At 70.2% G+C, this 18535-nt stretch carries 17 protein-coding genes; 7 read left to right on the top strand and 10 right to left on the bottom strand.

Annotated elements, in window-relative coordinates:
• The first annotated feature begins 82 nt into the window (after window positions 1-82).
• The gene (locus MKK52_RS11330) at window positions 83-298 is read left to right on the top strand and encodes a hypothetical protein (protein WP_147909957.1); all 216 of its coding nucleotides are present in this window, start codon (window positions 83-85) and stop codon (window positions 296-298) included.
• A gap of 51 nt (window positions 299-349) precedes the next feature.
• Here MKK52_RS11330 and MKK52_RS11335 read toward each other — a convergent pair whose 3' ends face one another.
• Entirely contained in the window at window positions 350-3787 is a 3438-nt protein-coding gene (locus MKK52_RS11335) for an SbcC/MukB-like Walker B domain-containing protein (protein WP_243953941.1), read from the bottom strand.
• A 122-nt stretch (window positions 3788-3909) separates the two neighbouring features.
• Between MKK52_RS11335 and MKK52_RS11340 the strand changes: the two genes are divergently transcribed.
• A complete protein-coding gene (locus MKK52_RS11340) occupies window positions 3910-4200 on the top strand; it encodes a type II toxin-antitoxin system RelE/ParE family toxin (protein ID WP_243953942.1) in 291 nt (96 codons plus the stop codon).
• Window positions 4201-4202: 2 nt separating this feature from the next.
• Complete coding sequence (locus MKK52_RS11345) at window positions 4203-4511, top strand: addiction module antidote protein (RefSeq protein WP_243953943.1); 309 nt, start codon at window positions 4203-4205, stop codon at window positions 4509-4511.
• 6 nt (window positions 4512-4517) lie between these two features.
• Here MKK52_RS11345 and MKK52_RS11350 read toward each other — a convergent pair whose 3' ends face one another.
• From MKK52_RS11350 to MKK52_RS11360, 3 genes are read right to left on the bottom strand one after another with little or no spacing between them, the layout of a single operon-like run.
• Window positions 4518-5141, bottom strand: a complete 624-nt coding sequence (locus MKK52_RS11350; RefSeq protein WP_243953944.1) for a DUF4194 domain-containing protein — start codon at window positions 5139-5141, stop codon at window positions 4518-4520.
• The gene (locus tag MKK52_RS11355) at window positions 5134-6516 is read right to left on the bottom strand and encodes a Wadjet anti-phage system protein JetA family protein (RefSeq protein ID WP_243953946.1); all 1383 of its coding nucleotides are present in this window, start codon (window positions 6514-6516) and stop codon (window positions 5134-5136) included. The genes MKK52_RS11350 and MKK52_RS11355 overlap by 8 nt, the downstream gene beginning before the upstream one ends.
• Before the next feature lie 37 nt (window positions 6517-6553).
• On the bottom strand, window positions 6554-6973 hold the full coding sequence (locus tag MKK52_RS11360; protein WP_279597773.1) for an FKBP-type peptidyl-prolyl cis-trans isomerase: 420 nt from the start codon (window positions 6971-6973) through the stop codon (window positions 6554-6556).
• A gap of 224 nt (window positions 6974-7197) precedes the next feature.
• On the opposite strand from MKK52_RS11360, the gene MKK52_RS11365 reads away from it, so the two are divergent.
• Window positions 7198-7422: a hypothetical protein gene (locus tag MKK52_RS11365; protein ID WP_243953948.1), complete on the top strand. Its 225-nt coding sequence runs from the start codon at window positions 7198-7200 to the stop codon at window positions 7420-7422.
• 2 nt (window positions 7423-7424) lie between these two features.
• Here MKK52_RS11365 and coaBC read toward each other — a convergent pair whose 3' ends face one another.
• The 4 genes from coaBC to MKK52_RS11385 all read right to left on the bottom strand — a co-directional run bounded on the left by coaBC (window position 7425) and on the right by MKK52_RS11385 (window position 10536).
• Window positions 7425-8696, bottom strand: a complete 1272-nt coding sequence (coaBC, locus tag MKK52_RS11370; protein WP_243953950.1) for a bifunctional phosphopantothenoylcysteine decarboxylase/phosphopantothenate--cysteine ligase CoaBC — start codon at window positions 8694-8696, stop codon at window positions 7425-7427.
• Window positions 8697-8742: 46 nt separating this feature from the next.
• Window positions 8743-9465 carry a di-trans,poly-cis-decaprenylcistransferase gene (locus MKK52_RS11375; RefSeq protein ID WP_243953952.1) on the bottom strand — a complete coding sequence of 241 codons (723 nt, stop codon included), beginning with the start codon at window positions 9463-9465 and terminating at the stop codon, window positions 8743-8745.
• A 77-nt stretch (window positions 9466-9542) separates the two neighbouring features.
• On the bottom strand, window positions 9543-9935 hold the full coding sequence (locus MKK52_RS11380; RefSeq protein WP_243953954.1) for a transcriptional regulator: 393 nt from the start codon (window positions 9933-9935) through the stop codon (window positions 9543-9545).
• Window positions 9922-10536 carry a hypothetical protein gene (locus tag MKK52_RS11385; RefSeq protein ID WP_243954108.1) on the bottom strand — a complete coding sequence of 205 codons (615 nt, stop codon included), beginning with the start codon at window positions 10534-10536 and terminating at the stop codon, window positions 9922-9924. The genes MKK52_RS11380 and MKK52_RS11385 overlap by 14 nt, the downstream gene beginning before the upstream one ends.
• A 177-nt stretch (window positions 10537-10713) precedes the next feature.
• Between MKK52_RS11385 and uvrB the strand changes: the two genes are divergently transcribed.
• From uvrB to MKK52_RS11400, 3 genes are all read left to right on the top strand, one after another.
• Window positions 10714-13395 (top strand): excinuclease ABC subunit UvrB, encoded by a 2682-nt coding sequence (uvrB, locus tag MKK52_RS11390; RefSeq protein WP_243953955.1) that lies wholly within the window; start codon window positions 10714-10716, stop codon window positions 13393-13395.
• Window positions 13396-13469: 74 nt separating this feature from the next.
• Complete coding sequence (locus MKK52_RS11395) at window positions 13470-13994, top strand: ankyrin repeat domain-containing protein (RefSeq protein ID WP_243953956.1); 525 nt, start codon at window positions 13470-13472, stop codon at window positions 13992-13994.
• 51 nt (window positions 13995-14045) lie between these two features.
• Entirely contained in the window at window positions 14046-15779 is a 1734-nt protein-coding gene (locus tag MKK52_RS11400; protein WP_243954109.1) for a pyrroloquinoline quinone-dependent dehydrogenase, read from the top strand.
• A gap of 4 nt (window positions 15780-15783) precedes the next feature.
• Here the strand turns inward: MKK52_RS11400 and MKK52_RS11405 are convergent, their stop codons facing one another.
• Together MKK52_RS11405 and MKK52_RS27120 are read right to left on the bottom strand one after the other, a co-directional pair.
• On the bottom strand, window positions 15784-16965 hold the full coding sequence (locus MKK52_RS11405) for an acyltransferase family protein (protein WP_243953958.1): 1182 nt from the start codon (window positions 16963-16965) through the stop codon (window positions 15784-15786).
• A 157-nt stretch (window positions 16966-17122) separates the two neighbouring features.
• Window positions 17123-18445: an O-antigen ligase family protein gene (locus MKK52_RS27120; protein WP_243953959.1), complete on the bottom strand. Its 1323-nt coding sequence runs from the start codon at window positions 18443-18445 to the stop codon at window positions 17123-17125.
• Window positions 18446-18535 lie beyond the last annotated feature (90 nt).

The raw sequence follows: 18535 nt of genomic DNA on the forward strand, positions 1-18535 counted from the left end.
ACTGCTGCTGGCCCGCCCGGGTCTACGGCGGGACAGCGTCCGACTCCGAAGTCGGCGTTTCTCGAAGGAAGAGTTCGTCACCATGGAAACCGAAGCTCTCGAACGCCCTGCCGATCTGACGATCTGGCGCACGGCTCCGGCGAGCGCTCCGCTCGCGCAACCCGAGCGGTACGGCACCCTGCGCGAGGCGATTGCCGCCGCTGCGGGCGCCCTGACCGATCCGGCCAAGCAGCCCTGGATCATCACCGAGGAGGGCGAGATTCTCTCCCCGAACTGGATTCGCACCTACCTGAACTGATCATCGGGGATTGCGGGGATGGCGAGACAGCCCACCCCGCACCCTCCCGGGCTATTCCGCGGCGTCCTGCCGGCGGAAGCCCTCGATCCCCCGGTGGTCGGGGTTGATCGCCTGAAGCGCCCGCCGCGCGGCCTCGAGCGGATGCTCGGATTCGATCCGGACGGCGGTGAGGTCCGGGCTCTTGTAGACCGTGACGATGGTGTCCATCACCTCGGTGAGGGTGGTGCGCTTGTCCTCCGGCGCCGCGATCAGCAATTGCAGCCCCCACGCCCGATAGAGATCGACCAGCGCCTGGGAATTGCGCACGTCGAGCTTCGAGAACGCCTCGTCCAGCAGGCAAAGGCCCAGCCCCGAATGCTCCGAGCCCGGCCGGTCGCCGGGGTAGTAGGCGCTCGCCAGCGACGCCGCGATGGCCACGTAGAACGGCGCCTGCGCCTCGCCGCCGGAGCCCCGCAGGGCGCGGGCCGACATCGTCGTCCGGTTGCCCGCCTTGTCCTTCATCCCGATCTCGTAGACGAAGTAGTTGCGGTAATCGGCGAGCCGGTTCGCATCCTCCTCGCCCGCGATCAGCGCCGTGATCTCCGCGAGCGCCGAGGCCATCGGCCCCTCGACTTCCCCCGTTAGCAGCGCTTGCGCCGCCTCCGGCGAGCGCGCGGCCTCCACCGCCAGGGCGTGGACCGCCGCATACCGCCGGTCCACCGCCGCCTCGAAGGCGTAGGTCTGGCCGGTGAAGGAGCGGGCGGACAGGCGCTCGTTCAGGGCCGCCAGCCGCGTATGGACGCGCTCGAACCGGTCCGCGAGGCGGGCCAGCAGATCCTCCGTCATCAGCCGGCGCATCTCGGCCTCGGCGCGGGCCGCCTGATCGCGGTAGCGGCGCAGCTCGTGGCCCTCCACCGCCTCATATTCCCGCCGCACCCAGGCGAACCCCTCGATGGCCGGCACGTCGCCGGCCCGCAGCGGATTCTCGATTCGCCATGTCGCGCAGGCCTCGGCGAGTTCGCGCTCGGCCACGCGACCATGGGAGCGCGCCGCCTCGGCCGCCTCGCGGGACCGGCTGCGCTCGGCTGCGGCGAGCGCCCCGGCGCTCTTCGGATCGAGCCCCGACAGTGCCTTGCGTGCGGCGGCGACGATGGTCGGGTCGAACACCTCCATCCGCGCCACGCGAACCCGCGCGGCATCGCCGCCCGCGCATTGCCGCAGCGCCCCGCGCCTTGCGGCGAAGGCGGCACGGGCCGCCTCGCGCATCGTGCCCACGCGGGCCTTCAGCGCAGCCTCGTCGGCGAGCATCCGGTCGAGCTTTGGCTCCAGATCCTCGGAGAGTTCGCGCAGGTAGGCCACGCGCTCCGCGTTCAGCGCCGCGATCTCCGCGTCGAGCCCGCCGGTGTCGCGCTTCACGATCTCGGCGCGCTCGGTCTGCAGGGACCGGCGGCGGCCGTCGAGCCCGTCGAGTTCCCCGCGCAGGGTGTCGATGTCGTCGAGGCCGCGCTCGATCCGCGCGCGGATCGCCGCCGCCGTGCGCGCCGCCTCGCGCAGCACCGCCGCCTCGCCGCGCAGGCGCCGCGCCGCGGCGACCGCGTTTTCATGGACGCGGCGGCTCTCCGGCGTCGGGCCGCGATGGCCGCGCGTCATCATCAGATCGACGCTGCGCGTCACCGAATAGGCCATTCCGGCCGTCGTGCGACCGCTCGGCGCCACGGCGCGGGAGAGCCGCGCCAACTCGGCGTCGTTGCGGGCGAGGTCGTAGCCGCCGATCCGCACGCCGAGGAAGGCGCGGGCATGGGGGTCGCTCGATTCGACGACCGACATGGCGCCATCGTCGTCGTATCGCGCGCGCTGGCGGGCCGTGTCGGTGGTCTTCACGAGGATGCAGCGGTGGAAACGGTCGCGTCCCGCCTGCAGGACGCCGAACGCCTCCTCCAGCCGGTCGGGCTCCACGATCAGCGCCTCGCGGGCGCGGCCGAGCAGCGCCTCGATGGCCGGGCCCCAGGTCGGGTCCACGATCTCGGCCCGCTCGCAGATCGCGACCGCTTCGATGCCCTTGCGCTCCAGTTCGGCGCGGAAGGCCAGCGTGTCCGAGGACAAGCGCGCGCCCGTGCCCGCGCCGGGACGCGGGGCGGTGCGCTCGGCCTCGGCCTCGGCGCTGCGGGCCTTGAGGGCGGCGTCCTCGGCAGCCCGTTCCAGCGCCTCGTCGAAGGGGGCGAGGCGTGCCAGGCCCTCGATCAGTTCGGCGAGGGGCCCGTCCGAGCGCAGGATCTCGTCCGGCGGGGTGTCCTTGCGCAGGCTCGCGCGGGCGCAGGCCTCGGCGAGGCGAGCCGCCTGCGGCGCCACCGGCCGCAGCACGGGCGCCACGGATTGCAGCCGCGCCATCTGCCCGGCGAGGGAGACGAGATCGCCGACGCGGCCGGCGAAGTCCTTGCGGTCGCGCTCCAGCATGGAGAGGCCGAGATCGGCGGCGGTGAGCCGCTCGCCCATCGCCTGTCCGGCCTTCAGCGCCTTCTTCTCCGCGATCTCGCGGTCGATGTCGCGCACGAAGCCGCGGCTGTCGGCGACGCGCTCGCGGGCGACGCGCAACGTGTCGGCGCCCTCGCGTAGCTTCTCGCGCACGGCGGTGAGGTCGAGGGTGCGACGGCGGAGTTCCGCCACCGCCGCCCGCAACTCGTGTTCGGCCGAGGCGACGACCGCCTCGCCCCACGCCTCGTACCGGTCGCGCAGGCGCTTCAGCCGGATCAGCCGCGCCTCCAACTCGCCCAAGGTATCGAGGAGCGACTTCCAGGTGGCGATGGACTGGCGGACCCGGTCGACGTTCAGGGGCTCGGGGTCGAGCACGAAGGCGCGGACGAAGGCGCTGGTGTCGAAGATCGGCTTGAACGCCACCGCGTTGGCGAAGCTGCGCAGAAAGTGGCGCGGCTCGGGCGCGGGCGCCCCCTCGCGCAGGGTCGCGAGGAGGTCGGCGGTGAAGCGCTCGCCGGAGGTGCGGTACTCGGTGAAGCTCTCGGCCTTGGCCTTCAGGTCGGCGGCGATCTCGGACCAGGGCGCCGTGAAGGTGCCGGCCTCGTTCGCGCGGGCGTAATCCGAGATGGCGAAGCGGTGCCCGACCGCGATGAAACGGGAGAGCACGCTCTCCTTCGACTCGTCCGCCCGCGCCGCCAGGGCGAGGCCGGCGGTGACGATCCGCCCGGAGGAGGGGTTCTCGAAGGTCAGGGCGAGGATCGTCTCGCAGGACTCCCGCGTTGGCCGCCCGCCCTCCGCGGGGTCACTGATCCAGCCGAGGCAATAGTCGCGCACCGTCCGCGCGCTGCGGCCCGAGGCCGAGGCGTTGAGGGCGAGGCGGCTCGCGTTGTTGCCGGCCAGCACCGTGCCCACGGCGTCGAAGATGGTCGACTTGCCCGCGCCGGTCGGCCCCACGAGGGCAGCCGCCCCCCGGATCCTGATCTGCTCCCGGCGGATCAGATACCAGTTGGAGATCGCGATATCGGTCAGGAGATACAAAGGATGGAGTCCGCCGGGCGGCTTGGGGAGCCGGACCAGTTGGCCGGAGTCGCGCCGAGACGCAAGGGATAGCATTCGGGGGAACCACTCGACATTTTGTCGTTTATGGACGACATTAGGGTGTGCTGACGATCCGCCGGACAGTTGCGTTCCAACGCTGGCTCGACGGGCTTCGCGATGTGCGGGCGCTCGCGCGGATCGCGATGCGTCTCGACCGGTTGGCGCTCGGCAATCCCGGCGACGTGAAGGCGGTCGGCAAGGGCGTGCGCGAGATGCGGATCGATTACGGGCCGGGCTACCGCGTCTATTTCGTCCAGCGCGGGAGCGAGGTGATCGTGCTCCTGTGCGGCGGGGACAAGTCCAGCCAGGAGCGGGACATCGCCCAGGCGAAAGACCTTGCGAGGGAGGTGTGACGATGCCGGTTGAAACGCACCCCTACGACAGCGCGGAACACCTGCGCACGCCGGAGCATATCGCGGCCTATCTCGATGCCGTGCTCGAAGAGAATGATCCCGCGCTCCTCGCCCATGCGCTTGGCGTGGTGGCGCGGGCGAAGGGCATGACGGAGGTGGCGGAAGCTGCCGGCCGGTCCCGCGCGCAACTGTACCGGTCCCTCTCGGAGGGCGGCAACCCGCAACTCGAAACGGTGATGAGCGTGCTGAACGCATTGGGGTTCCGGTTGAGCGTTCAGCCAGCCGAGCGAAGCGAGCCGGAAGCCGCCTGAGGCGACTCACCCACGCGCGTCGGCCCAGCCCCGCAAGCGCTCCATCCACGCGTCGGAGGCGATCACCGTCAGGCCGGGGAGGAGGGCGAGGGGCGTGACGCGCTCGATCCGGTCGCGCTCGCCGAGTTTCAGCCCGCCGCGCCGGGCGAACAGGCGCAGGATCTCGCCGAGGCGCCCCTCGTCGGGCGGGTCGTTGCGGGCGGCCGTGCGGATCTTCTCGACGATCTCGTCCGTGGTGCATTCGACGATGCCGTCTGTGCCGACCCGGGCATCGCGCAGGCCTTCCTCGTAGAGAAGGCGAAGCGCCAGCAGGACCAGCGTCTCGTCCTTGCGCAGGCGCTCCCCCGCGATGTCGTAACGGGGGGCATCCGCCGCCGGGCTGAGGGACACCATCTGGTCGCGGTGGGCGACCGTGAACGCGTAGCCGAGGCAGGCGAAATAGTCGGTGAAGAACGGTGCGTAGTGGCGCGCGAGTTCGTAGGCGCGGCCGATCCCCGGCGTGTCGGCGTAGATCACTTGCGCCTTCAGCATCACCTGAAGGGCGCGGATCAGCTCCTCGGCGTCGGGCGCGCGGGAGCCGGGGGGAGGGGGCTCGTCGCCGTCGATGATGGCGCGGAACGGCTCAAGCACGGGCGCCGCTCCGGTTGCGCCGCTCCACCACGAAGTCCGGGCAATCCAGCCAGCCGTTGGCCAGCCGTTCGGTGAGATGCGTCACGGCGTAGGTGTCGGCCAATTGCCCCTCGAACAGCAGGTCGATCTCCCGCAGGCGTTGGAACACGACGAAATCGTCTACGTCCGCGATGGTCAGGCCGGAGCCGCGCAGCGCCTTGCCGCGCGCCAGCCGGGCTTCCACGAAGGCGCGCATCCGCTCGGGCGTCACCGTCACCCGGCGGCGGAAATCGGCCTTGGCGGCGGCGAAGGCGTCCACCGCCGGGTCCACGTCAAGGTCGGGTAGAGCCTCAATGAAGATCTCGGCCCGCCGGGCGCGGGGCGATTGCAGATGCGCCTCGCCGATGGGCGGGCGCAGGAGCGAGAGATCGGCGGGCACGTCGGGCGCGTCGTCCTCCTCGCCCACCACCTGCAGAAGCGCGGCGATGCGCTCGACGGTGCCGGGGTCGGGCGCCTCGGCGTAGCGCAGGGTGGCGCCGATCCGGCGCTCCAGCCGCACCACCACCGCGTCCACGGCGTCGAGATGGCTGTCGACACCCTCGAACACGATGAGGATCTGCGCGAGGTCGGCGCGCACCGTCCGCTCGCCCGCCGTGAGGTCGGCCGCGCGGCCTTCGCGCACGGCGCCCTCAGCCAGGGCGCGCACGCCGAGCGCATCGCCCAACGCCCGGTGCGCGAGACGCACGACGCTCGCCCGGAAGCGGAACGGATTGTAGCGGGTGTGGAGCGTCCGGTAATCGCGGATCAGATGCCGCTCCACGAATTCCTCGAAGAACAGCCGGAACGAGGCCGCCCGATCGGGCTCGCGCAGGATGCGTTCCTCGACCTTGCGCATCCCCGCCGCGAGGCCGCGGACATGGGCGAGGAAGCCGTCCGCCGCGCGGGCGGCGTTAGCCAGGGATTCCGAGCGGTTCATCGGATCGGCCAGGGCGGATTCGAGTCCGCCGAGCACGTCGAGCACGGCGCCGCCATAGGAGCGCGTCTCGCCCCGTTCGAGGCGGGACAATTCTTCAAGGAGAAGGCGCGCCTCCGGGTCGAACTCGACCACGGGGACGTAGCGCTCGCGACGCTCGATCAGCCAGCCGGCATCGAGCAGGCGCCGATAGGGCACGGCCCGGCGCTCGACCGGATCCGGCGGCACGGACTCGTCGCCATGGACGTCGGGCTCGCTCCAGCCGGCGGTGAAATCACCGATCTCGGCCAGAAGCTCGGCCTTGCGCACCGGCTCGGCGCCGAGAACGCGTCGGTGCAGGTGGAGGAGCAAAGCCGCGTTGAAGGCGCGGCTCGGCAAGGCCAGGGGCCGGAAGAGGTCGTCGGACAGCTGCGCGAACAGCATTGAAACGCGTTCCCTACGCCCGCGCAGCCCTCACGCCTTACTTGGCGCCGAGCAGCTCGACGTCGAAGATCAGCGTGGCGTTCGGGGGGATGACACCGCCCGCGCCACGGGCGCCGTAGCCCAGCTCCGGCGGGATGATGAGGGTGCGCTTGCCGCCCGTCTTCATGGTCATCACGCCCTGGTCCCAGCCCTGGATCACCTGGCCGGCGCCGATGGTGAAGGAGAAGGGCTGGTTGCGGTCGCGGGAGGAATCGAACTTCTTCCCCTTCTTGCCGCCCTCGTCGAGCCAGCCCGTGTACTGCACGGTGACCTGCTGGCCGGCCTTCGGCTGCGGGCCGGTGCCCACGACCTCGTCCTGATACTTGAGACCGGTCGGCGTGGTGACGGTTTCGGCGGCGTTGGCTGATGCGGTCATGGCGATCACTGCGGCTCCGGCGACGAGGGACAGGCGGGTCATCGATCCTCCCTGGGCCGGTTGCGAACCACCGGCCTTCGGGGGGCTTCTAGAGCCGGGGGATGGCGCGACGCAATGCGGGCGACGAAATCCCCCCGGCCCGCACGGTTAACGCGACCTGGGGATAACCTTTCCGAAAGGATTCCCTTCAGCCGCCGTTCAACCGGCGGGGCGCAGCTTGACCGTGCGCTCCTGATGAAGCGCGTCCCACCGGATCACCACACGCCATGCTGGCCTTTCGGGCTCTTCCCGCCCTCGTCACCGCCGGCCCCACGCCGGACCGGCCGCGGCACTCGATCCTCACGAGCATTATGCCCGCGCTGGATACGGCCTTCGGGCTGGAACACCCGGTGCTCTTCCCCGACGCCATCGCAGTCCTGCTCGCGCAACTGACGGCGGCCCTCGACACGGAGCCGGCCGAAGCGGATTTCGTCTTCCTCGAAGCGGCCTGATCTCAGCGTCCTGCCCACTCCGCGAGGCGCGCCACCAGCCGGCGGGCGACCTCCTCCTTCGCGGCGCGCGGCCACGATTCGACGCCGCCGTCGCGCGAAATCAAATGGACGGCGTTCTCCGCGCCGCCCATCACCCCGCCCTCGGCCGAGACATCGTTGGCGACGATGAGATCGCAGCCCTTCCGGGCGATCTTCGCGCGGGCATGGTCGAGCACCAAGTCGGTCTCGGCCGCGAAGCCGACCACGAGGCCCGGCCGCCCCTCCCTCCGGTGGGCGATGGTGGCGAGGATGTCCGGGTTCTCCGCAAGCGCCAGGGGCGCGGGGCCGGAGCCGTCCTTCTTGATCTTCTTCGACGTCGCCTCGGTCTCAGGCCGCCAATCGGCCACGGCGGCGGCGAAGATCGCGATGTCGGCGGGGAGGGCGGTCTCCACGGCGGCCAGCATCTCCCGCGCGGTCTCGACGCGGACCACGTTCACCCCCGGCGGATCGGGGAGGGCGACGGGGCCGGAGACCAGCGTCACGGCCGCCCCCGCCTCGGCCGCCGCCGCCGCGATGGCATGGCCCTGCCGCCCGGAGGAGCGGTTCGCGATGTAGCGCACCGGGTCGATGGGCTCGTGCGTCGGGCCGGAGGTGATCAGAACCCGCTTGCCGGCGAGGGGGCGCGGCGCCGTAGGGCCGGGGCGCCCGGCGAGGAAGCCGAGGCCGGGTGTCTCGCCCGCCGCCGCGTCCAGCATCGCCACGACCGCGTCGGCGATCTCAGTGGGCTCGGCCATGCGGCCCGGCCCCGATTCGGGCTCGGCCATCGGGCCGGCATTGGGGCCGACCACCCGCACGCCGTCGCCCTGAAGAGTCGCGAGGTTCCGCTTGGTCGCGGGATGCGCCCACATCTTCACGTTCATTGCCGGGGCGATCAGGATCGGCAGGGTCGTGGCGAGGAGGATCGTGCAGGCGAGGTCGGGGGCGTGCCCCCCGGCCATCCGCGCCATCAGGTCGGCGGTGGCGGGCGCCACCACCACCGCATCCGCCTGCCGCGCGAGCTTGATATGGCCGATCTCGGCCTCGTTCGCGCGGTCGAACAGGTCCGTATGGGCCCGCTCGCCGGCCAGGGCGGCGGCGGCCAGCGGCGTCACGAATTCCTGCGCCCCCGCCGTCAGCACGGGGCACACGTTCGCCCCGCGCTCGCGCAGGCGGCGGATCAGGTCGAGGGATTTGTAGGCCGCGATGCCTCCCCCGATGACGAGGAGGATGCGGCGGCGGGCAAGCGGCAGGCTCATGGAAACAGCCTCTGCGCCTCACGCCGCCGACGTCAAGCGAGGCGGATCAGGCCGCCACGGGCACGCGCGCCGATTTCAGCCCGCCGAACCGCCGGTCCCGCTGCGCGAAGTCCTGCACGGCGAGGCTCAGATCCTCGGGGCCGAACTCGGGCCACATCCGCTCGGTGAAATGCAGTTCGGCATAGGCCGCCTCCCAGAGGAGGAAGTCGGACAGGCGCTTCTCGCCCCCCGTGCGGATGAGGAGATCGACCTCCACGGGCGAGCCATGCATCTCCCCGGCCACCATGGCGCCGAAGCTCTCGCGGGTCGCCTCGCCGCCTTCGAGGCGCCGCGCCGCCGCGATGATCGCGTCCCGCGCCGAGTAATCGACGCAGATCCGCAGGTGCAGCCGCTTGCCCTCCGCCGTGGCGGCCTCGGCCGAGGCGATGGCCTCGGGGATGCCGGCGGGGAGGCGGTCCCGGCGGCCGACGACGCTGAGGCGCGTGCCGGTGCGGGCGAGGCGCTGGGTCTCGTTGCGCAGGTAGCTGCGCAGCAGGCGCATCAGCCCCCCGACCTCGTCGGCCGGGCGCTGCCAGTTGTCGGCGGAGAAGGCATAGAGGGTCAGCGTGCCGATGCCGAGATCGGGGCAGGCCTCCGCCGTCCGACGGATCGCCTCGACGCCCCTCCGGTGCCCCGCGATGCGCGGCAGCCCGCGACCCGTCGCCCAGCGGCCATTGCCGTCCATGATGATCGCGGCGTGCAGGGCGCGGGGCTCCGCTTCGCTTTGCATCGTAAAGTCTCCGGACGAGTCGGCGGAAGGCGAGTGCATCGGATCCCGGTTAACGATTGCTGTTCGGTCTGGCGATGTCAGGCCGGTTTCGTGACCGAACCGAGGCCGTTTGTCCGGGCGGGGTCGGACGCACGCTCGGCGGCCCGGGCCGCATCGCGAACGACCTGCTCCAACACGGTTAGGTAGCCGAGGAACCGCTCGCGTCCGCTGATGGTGAGGCAGCAGATCGTCTGCGGTCTGTTACGGTAGACGCCCTTCTCCAGACTCACGAAATCCGCCTCGCTCAGAACGGACAAGTGCCGGCTGAGGTTGCCGTCGGTGAGCCCGCAAAGGCGCTTCAGGTCGGGGAAGGGCAGACCCTTCGGATGGGCGGCGAGCGAGGTCAGCACGCTGAGGCGCGCCTTCTCGTGGATGATGCGGTCCAGCCCCTCGTAGGAGAAGCGGCCGGCGGCGCGGTTAGCGGTCGGCATCGGCCCCTCCGGTACGCTGCACGATGAGGGCCAGCGTCGTCTGCCCGATCACGAAGGGCAAGCCCATGGTCCAGGGCGAGAGCGTCCTCGTCTCGGCCGCGATGGCGATGACCATCAGACCGGCGAGCAGGTACCACGCCCCGACACCCTGCACCGCGCGGGGCAGGATCCGGGCGGAGGCGAACAGGCCGAGGCCGACCAGCACCTGCCACAGGCCGGGCAGCAGCCAGAGCGAGTCGGGCGCGAAGCGGGCGATGACGAGGCCGAGGCAGGCGCCGGCCCCGGCGGAGGGGAGGAACACTTCGATGGCGCTCAACACCATCGCGTCGGCGAGGCCGGAATGAAGCTGGCGCGTGCGCCGCAGGGTCTCGAACCCGACCAGGGCCGAGGCCACCAGGGCGGCGGCGATCCAGAGGCTGAAGAATAGGCCGGGCCGGGTGGCGAGATCCCCCAGCCACAGGGCCTGCCCGGCCGCCGTCGCGAGGGCGATCACGCCCGTCGCGGCGAGCGTGGCGGAACCCAGGCCACGGAACGCCGTATCGCGGGCGATCTGGGTGCGGATCGCCACGATATCGGCCAGGGCCTTGTCGAGGTCCTGCACCTGCCCCACCCCCGTGCGTCGGTAGTATTGGGATTTGAAGTATCGCGCGGCCCGTCCGGTCGCAAGCGCGGTGGAAAACGGGATTTCGGAAATTGTCGCCCTTGGGAACGCAGGCGAGCGTCGTTCTCTGTGGGCGGACGCCTTTCTCCCGCCGCGTCGCAGGCCCATATTGTCCCCATGCCGACGCCGAGAAAGCCCCGCGCTGCCGCCGCCTCGTCCTCGAAGGCCGACAAGCCGGTTCTGCAACCGCTCGACAGCCATCTGGCCGAGCTGCTGAATCCCGCGCTCAACCGCACCCGGCCGAAATCGCCGGATGTCGGCGGCGCACGGCCGGGGAAGCCGGCCGCGCGGAAGAAGGGCGGCAAAGGTTTCGCGAAGGCGCCGCAGGCCGGCTTCACCGTGGGCGACGCGGCTGAGATCGACCCCAAGCTCGCTCAGGCCCTCGGCCTCGCGGCGCCGGAGGACGACCCGGTGCCGGCGGGCGCGGCCGATGGGGAGCCCGTCACCGACGGCGGCGCCTCGGCCACGATCACGGCGCTGGAGCGGCTGCTCACGGAGGGCAACCCGCTCTTCAAGAACGGTGAGACCTGGACGCCCCACCGCCCCGAGCGCCCGGCGAAGTCAGAGGGCGGCGTCAAGTTCGTCCTGAAGTCCGAATTCTCCCCGGCGGGCGACCAGCCCACCGCCATCGCCAGCCTCGTCCAGGGGGTGCGGGAGCACGAGCGCGATCAGGTCCTGCTCGGCGTCACCGGCTCGGGCAAGACCTTCACGATGGCGAAGATCATCGAGGAGACGCAGCGCCCCGCGCTGATCCTCGCGCCGAACAAGACCCTGGCGGCGCAGCTCTACGGCGAGTTCAAGGCGTTCTTCCCCGAGAACGCCGTGGAGTATTTCGTCTCGTACTACGATTACTATCAGCCCGAGGCCTATGTCCCGCGCTCGGATACGTTCATCGAGAAGGAATCCTCGATCAACGAACAGATCGACCGGATGCGCCACTCGGCCACCCGCGCCCTGCTGGAGCGGGACGACGTGATCATCGTCGCCTCGGTCTCGTGCATCTACGGTATCGGCTCGGTCGAGACCTACACCGCGATGTCGTTCACCGTATCGCTCGGCGAGCGCATCGAGCAGCGCCAACTGGTCGCCGACCTCGTGGCGCTCCAATACAAGCGCATCCAGTCCGATTTCGCCCGCGGCACCTTCCGGGTGCGCGGCGACGTGATCGAACTCTGGCCCGCCCACTTGGAGGATCGCGGCTGGCGGATCGGCCTGTTCGGCGACGAGATCGAATCCATCGTCGAGTTCGATCCCCTCACCGGCAAGAAGATCAGCGATCTGAAGTTCGTGAAGGTCTACGCGAACTCGCACTATGTGACGCCGCGCCCGACGCTGCAGCAGGCGATCAAGGGCATCAAGGCCGAGCTGAACGGCCGGATCGAAGAGTTGACCAAGATGGGTCGCCTGATCGAGGCCCAGCGCATCGACCAGCGCTGCACCTTCGACATCGAGATGATCGAGGCCACCGGCTCCTGCAACGGCATCGAGAACTACTCACGCTATCTCACCGGCCGGAAGCCTGGCGAGCCGCCGCCGACCCTGTTCGAGTACATGCCGGACAACGCCCTCGTCTTCACCGACGAGAGCCATGTGACTGTGCCGCAGATCGGCGGCATGTACCGGGGCGACTTCCGCCGGAAGGCGACGCTGGCCGAGTACGGCTTCCGCCTGCCTTCCTGCCTCGACAACCGCCCGCTGCGGTTCGAGGAATGGGATGCGATGCGCCCGCAATCGGTCCACGTCTCGGCGACGCCGGGCAAGTGGGAGATGGAGCAGACCGGCGGCGTCTTCGCGGAGCAGGTGATCCGCCCCACCGGTCTCGTGGACCCGGTGATCGAGATCCGCCCGGCCCGGTCCCAGGTCGACGACCTGCTCGGCGAGGTGAAGGCCGTCGCCCAGGCCGGCTACCGGACCCTGGTGACGACGCTGACCAAGCGCATGGCCGAGGACCTCACCGAGTACCTGCACGAGAACAGCGTGCGCGTCCGCTACATGCACTCGGACATCGAAACGCTGGAGCGCATCGAAATCATCCGCGACCTGCGTCTCGGCGCCTTCGACGTGCTGATCGGCATCAACCTGCTGCGCGAGGGCCTCGACATCCCGGAATGCGCCCTGGTGGCCATCCTCGACGCGGACAAGGAGGGCTTCCTGCGCTCCGAGACCTCACTGGTGCAGACCATCGGCCGCGCCGCCCGCAATGCGGACGCCCGCTGCATCCTCTACGCCGACAACATCACCGGCTCGATGGAGCGGGCGATGGCCGAGACGGAGCGCCGCCGCACGAAGCAGCTCGCCTATAACGAGGAGCACGGGATCACGCCGCAGAGCGTGAAGCGCGGCATCTCCGACATCCTCAACAGCGTCTACGAGCGCGACCACGTTCAGGTCGATACCGGGCTCGCCAAGGACGCGATCACCGTCGGCCACAACCTCAAGGCGGTGCTGGCCGACCTCGAGAAGCGGATGCGCGCCGCCGCCGCCGACCTCGACTTCGAGGAGGCCGCCCGCCTGCGCGACGAGCTCAAGCGCCTTCAGGCGACGGAGCTTCTGGTCTCGGACGACCCCATGGCCCGCCAGGGCGACGTGGAGCGAGAGGCCGGTCGCTACGGCAGCAAGGGTCCGCGCGGGGGCAGCCGGATCAGCAAGCCGGACCTCGACAACATGGGCCCCGGCACCGACCGGGAGTTGCCGGCGGACACGCCCCTTTGGCAGGAGCGCCCGAAGCCGCGCTCGACGCAAGGACTCGGCGGCCAGCGTCCGAAATACAAGGGTGGCGGCGGCCGCAAACGCGGCTGAGCCGCCGCTGGCCGGCGCCGGCGGATGCCCCATCTACCGGGCCGCAACCCTCTCGCGGACGATACGCGCGCGCCATGACCGATCAGAAGCCCGAACTCGATTCCGACACCCTCGCCTTCGTCGGCCGGGTCTTCCAGTTCGCGCGGATGGGCCACGCCGAGGAACTGGCCACCTTGTTCGGGCAGGGCCTGCCGGCCAACCTGCGCAACGACAAGGGCGACAGCCTGCTGATGCTCGCCGCCTATAACGGGCAGCACGAGGCGACGCGGGTGATCCTCGAAGCCGGGGGCGATCCCGAACTCGCCAACGACCGGGGCCAGACGCCCCTGGCCGGAGCTGCCTTCAAGGGCGATCTGGCGATGGCCGAACTCCTCCTCGCACACAGGGCACAGGTCGATGGGGTCGGCGACGGCACCCGCACGGCGCTGATGACGGCGGCCATGTTCGACCGCACGGAGATGGTCGATCTCCTCCTCGCCCACGGCGCGAACCCGGATTTGCGCGACGCCTCCGGCCAAAGCGCCGCCGACATGGCGCGGGCCATGGGCGCGAAGGCGACACCGGACCAGCTCGACCGGGCGGCGCGGAAGGCGGGTTGAACCCGCACTGAAACAACAACACAACAACGGGGAAACGCCGTGCCGAAAGCGATCAAACTGTCGGGCGCGCTGTTCGCCCTCGCCCTGCCCGCCCACGCCGCCGAGACGGACTGGCCAGCGTTCGGGCACGACCACAGCAACCGCAACTTCTCGGAACTGACGCAGATCGACCGGGGCAACGTCGCGACGCTGCGCCCCGCCTGGATGTTTCAGACCGGCGTGACCGGCTACTTCCAGGCGCAGCCCATCATGGTCGATGGCCTGCTCTATCTCTCGACCACGCAGAACAACGTCGCCGCCCTGGACGCCAAATCGGGCAAGGTAGCGTGGACCTATCTCCACAAGCCGCGCACCGACAAGATCTTCGGGCCGCCCTCGAACCGGGGCGTCGCCGTGGCGAACGGGCTCGTCTACGAGGCGACGATGGACGGGCGGCTCATCGCCCTCGACGCCAAGACCGGCAAGGTCGTGTGGGACAAGGAGGCGGTCCGCCCGGAGGAGGGCGAGACCGAGACGGCCTCCGGCCTGGCGGACAAGCTTGGCGGCAAGCCGGTGCAGGGGTCGAGCCGGCTCGGCTTCAAGATGCCGCCGCTGGTGGCCGACGGGCTGGTGATCGTCGGCGTGACCGGCGCGGGCTATGGCCTGCATGTCGAGGACCCGACGGGCGGGCTCGACGGTGGCGCGGTCGTGGGCATCGAGGGCGGCTACGGCCGCCGGGGATGGCTCGCCGCCTACGATGCCAAGACCGGTGAGGAGCGCTGGCGCTGGTACGTCACCCCCTCCGAGGGCTGGGAGGGCGGCTTCGTGGAGAAGACCGCCGACGGTGAGCCGCTGCACCGAGACATCGCCGCCGAGAAGGCGGCGGCGCCCGCCAACCGCGACGCGTGGCGGGTCGGCGGCGGCTCCCTCTGGATGACTCCGGCTTACGACCCCGCCCTCGGATTGCTGTTCCTCGGCACGGGCAACCCGGCGCCGCAGAATTTCGGCCTCACCCGGCCGGGCGACAACCTCTACACGATGTGCCTCGTCGCCCTCGACGTGCATACGGGGACGCTGCGCTGGTACTTCCAGCAGGTGCCGCACGACGAGTGGGGCTACGACGTCGCCGCGCCGCCCTTCCTGTTCGACGGGCCGAACGGCACCAAGGCCGTCGCCTCCGCCAGCAAGACCGGCTGGATCTATGTCCACGACCGGACGAACGGGAAGCTGATCGAACGCTCGGAGCCGCTGCTCAACCAGAAGAACCTGTTCGTCCCCCCGAGCCCGGAGGGCACCGTCGTGGCGCCGGGGCCGCTCGGGGCGGTCTCGTGGCCGCCCACCGCCTATGACGGGAACCTCGCCTACGTGCAGGTCCGCCATGGGGCGACGACCTACACGGTGAACGCGGTCCCCGCCGGGCCGGGGCGCCCGGAAATCCGCTTCACCGAGACGAGCGTCGCCAAGGGTGAGCCGTCGTTCAGCACCCTCACCGCCGTCGATCTCAACGGCGGCGGCAAGATCGCGTGGTCGGTGAAGTCCGGCAGCCGTCTGTCCGGCGGCACCCTCGCCACGGCGGGCGGGCTCGTCTTCTCCGGCGAGGAGGACGGCCATCTCGACGCGCACGATGCCGCCACCGGCCAGGTGCTGTGGCGCTTCCAGTGCGGCGCCGGCATCAGCGGCCCGGCCATGACCTACGCCATCGACGGACGGCAATACGTCGCCGTGGCGGCCGGCGGCGCGTCCTACACGCAATCGGCCGGGTTCGGCACGGGCGATGCCCTCGTGGTGTTCACTCTGCCGGAATAGAGCCTCACGCGCTGGCGCGCACCGCCGGGGCGGGCTGCGTGCGGAAGGGACGGGCGCCGCGCAGGATGCGGCGCCGGGCCGGCTCCTCCACCAGCAGATGGGCCAGCGTCGCCGCCACGAGGCTCGTGAGGCTGGCGAGGCCGATCCCGAACCAGGGATGGCCCGCGAGCCAGCCGTGCAGCACGACCTTGTCGGCAGTGTTCAGCATCGCGAAGACCGGGATGTGCAGCAGGTACAGGGCGAAGGAGATCTTGCCCAGGAACACCAGCGGCCGGGAGCAGAGCGGCCCCCGCCGCATCGCGGCGCAAGCCAGGATCAGCGGGGCCCAGGCGAGCATCGTGATGCCATTGTGCAGGATCGGGTTCGGAATGTAGCCGTTGCCGGCGACGATCAGCACCCCGAACCCGGCCGCCGCCGCGAGGAGGAGCGGGCTCGGCAGGCGCGCATGGCGCCACGCCACATAGAGCAGCAGCCCCGCGATGAATTCCGGCAGATGCAGGAGGGGGAAGTACTTCACGAACTCGGCCAGCAGCACCGGCCGCATGCCGCCGGCCTCCGGCGCGATCAACGAGACACCGCCGCTCGACGCCTGCCAGACCGAGGTCGCGAGCGCGGCGGAGGCGACCCAGAAGGCGAGGGTGGCGAGCGCGATGCGCTTCGGGTTGCGCAGCACCAGCGGCAGCAGGATCGGGAACAGGGCGTAGAAGAAGAACTCCACCGAGACGGACCAGCTCGGGCAATTGAGCGAGCAGGCCGCCCCCGGCACCCAGGCATGGAGGCCGAGGGGCGCGAGCACCGCGCCGGAGGCCATGAGCGCCTTCAACGGCATCGGCTGCTTGACCACCCACGCGAGGAACCACGGAACGTGGATCACGAGCGCCAGCAGGAAGAGCGGGTACACCCGCGCGAACCGTGCCCGGTAGAACAGCGCGCGGGCCTGCGGCTGGCCGAGATCCGCGTCGCGGTAATTGTAGGCGAGGATGAAACCCGAGAGCAGGAAGAAGAACGTGACGCCCGAATAGCCGAGCCCGATGAAGCCACCGCCACTCATGTCCGGGAAGTAGTACGGCGTATAGTGGAATGCCACGACATAGGCCGCCGCGAAGAAACGCAGGGCTGTAAGGGCAGGAAGCGCCTCAACCTTCGCGTGAATAGCGATGGCGGGTGTCGAGCGCGAATCGAACATGGCGGAATCGTCCGGATTGCGCCGCTGACCGGACGATTCCGTCCGCTGATCCCGGCACTTTAGCGAGCATAGCAAGTTGGCGCTACGCGTTGATCTAAAATCTCTCGCTAAAAGCCGCTAGCCACACTTATCGATAATTAGCCCTACCGGCGGGTGCTTACACGATCACCGGGCGGACGGTGAGCATCCGCAATCCGGCGATGGCCATGACGATCATGCCGAAGGCCGGCGTGTTCGGATTGAACAGGATCGTCTCCAACGACGCGGAGAGCAGCACCATCTGCCACAACCGCAGGAAGAGTTCGGCGGACGGATCGGTGGACCCCTGGGGGAGCCGGTAGAGGAAGTCCCGCGTCGGCAGGGCGATGAAGACGATCAGGGTCAGCACGAAGCCCGGCAGGCCCATGGCGAGGGCGGCGTCGAGGAAAGAATTGTGCGCCTGGGTCGCCATCTGCACCCAGTTCGAATCCGGGTTCACCACCGAGGCGTAGACGGTGCGCTCCGTGAGCCAGAAGGCGCCGAAGCCGAAGCCGGTCAGCGGCTTGTCGGCGATGTTGTCGATGGCGAAGGTCCAGATCTCGTTGCGCGCCGTGAAGGTCGCGTCGGGGAGAACGACGTCGAGGACGGCGCGCACCGGCGGCAGGACGATGGAGCCGATGGTGATGGTCATCAGCACCATGACCGGCCCGACGAGCAGCACCAAGCGTGCCATGCGGGACCGGAGGATTCCGCAGAGCCACGAGAGGCCGAGCACCATCACCAGGGTGATCATCGGCGTCTTCGATCCGCTGCCGATCAGGAAGATCCCGGCGGAGACGACCATGGTCCAGCCGAGCCAACGGCTGCGGACGGCGGCGATGAACAGGCCGAAGATGACGAGGATCGTCATCGCCATGCCGGCCTCGTTCTTGTGCGAGAAGATCCCGCGCCACAGGCCGTCATGGCCGATCTCGCCCGTCAGGTCGAAATGCGAGTGGATCGTCAGGCCGGGCACGAGCACGAGGCCGAGATAGCTGGAAATCAGCACCGTGAAACCGGCCATCGCGAAGGCGTCGGCCAGTTGTCGCGCCGAACGGGCGACGGCCAGAAGGCTCACCGCGAGGAAGGCGGCGATGACGTAGAGGGCGAGGCGGCGCAAGGACAGGAGCGGGTCGCTCGCGAGCAGCGAGGTCGTCAGCAGCCACGCCCCGAACAGGAGCACGGACTTCGTCGCCATCGGCCGCAGACGCTGGAGGCCGAGATGCCACACCAGCGGGATGCCGACGAGGATCATCGAGCCGAACAGGAGCTGCGTCGCGAGGCTCCCGCCCTCGACCTCGCCGAGGGGCGTCGGGGCGCTCAGGTCCGTGAACCACGCATGGTTCAGCAGGGCCACGAGCACGAAGACCATGTAGGACAGGCGCAGGACATCCGGCAGGTCGCGTGCGCGACTTGACGCCGGTTGGCTCGCGGAGAAGACGGTCTCGGTCGCCGTGCTCACAGGTCAGACTCGCCGATGCCGACGGGAGATTAATCCGACGGGAGGCTCATACCTTAGCGCGGCGGCCTATCAGCAAAAGCTAACGCCTTC

Source organism: Methylobacterium sp. J-067, assembly GCF_022829465.1.
GTDB classification, from domain to species: domain Bacteria; phylum Pseudomonadota; class Alphaproteobacteria; order Rhizobiales; family Beijerinckiaceae; genus Methylobacterium; species Methylobacterium litchii.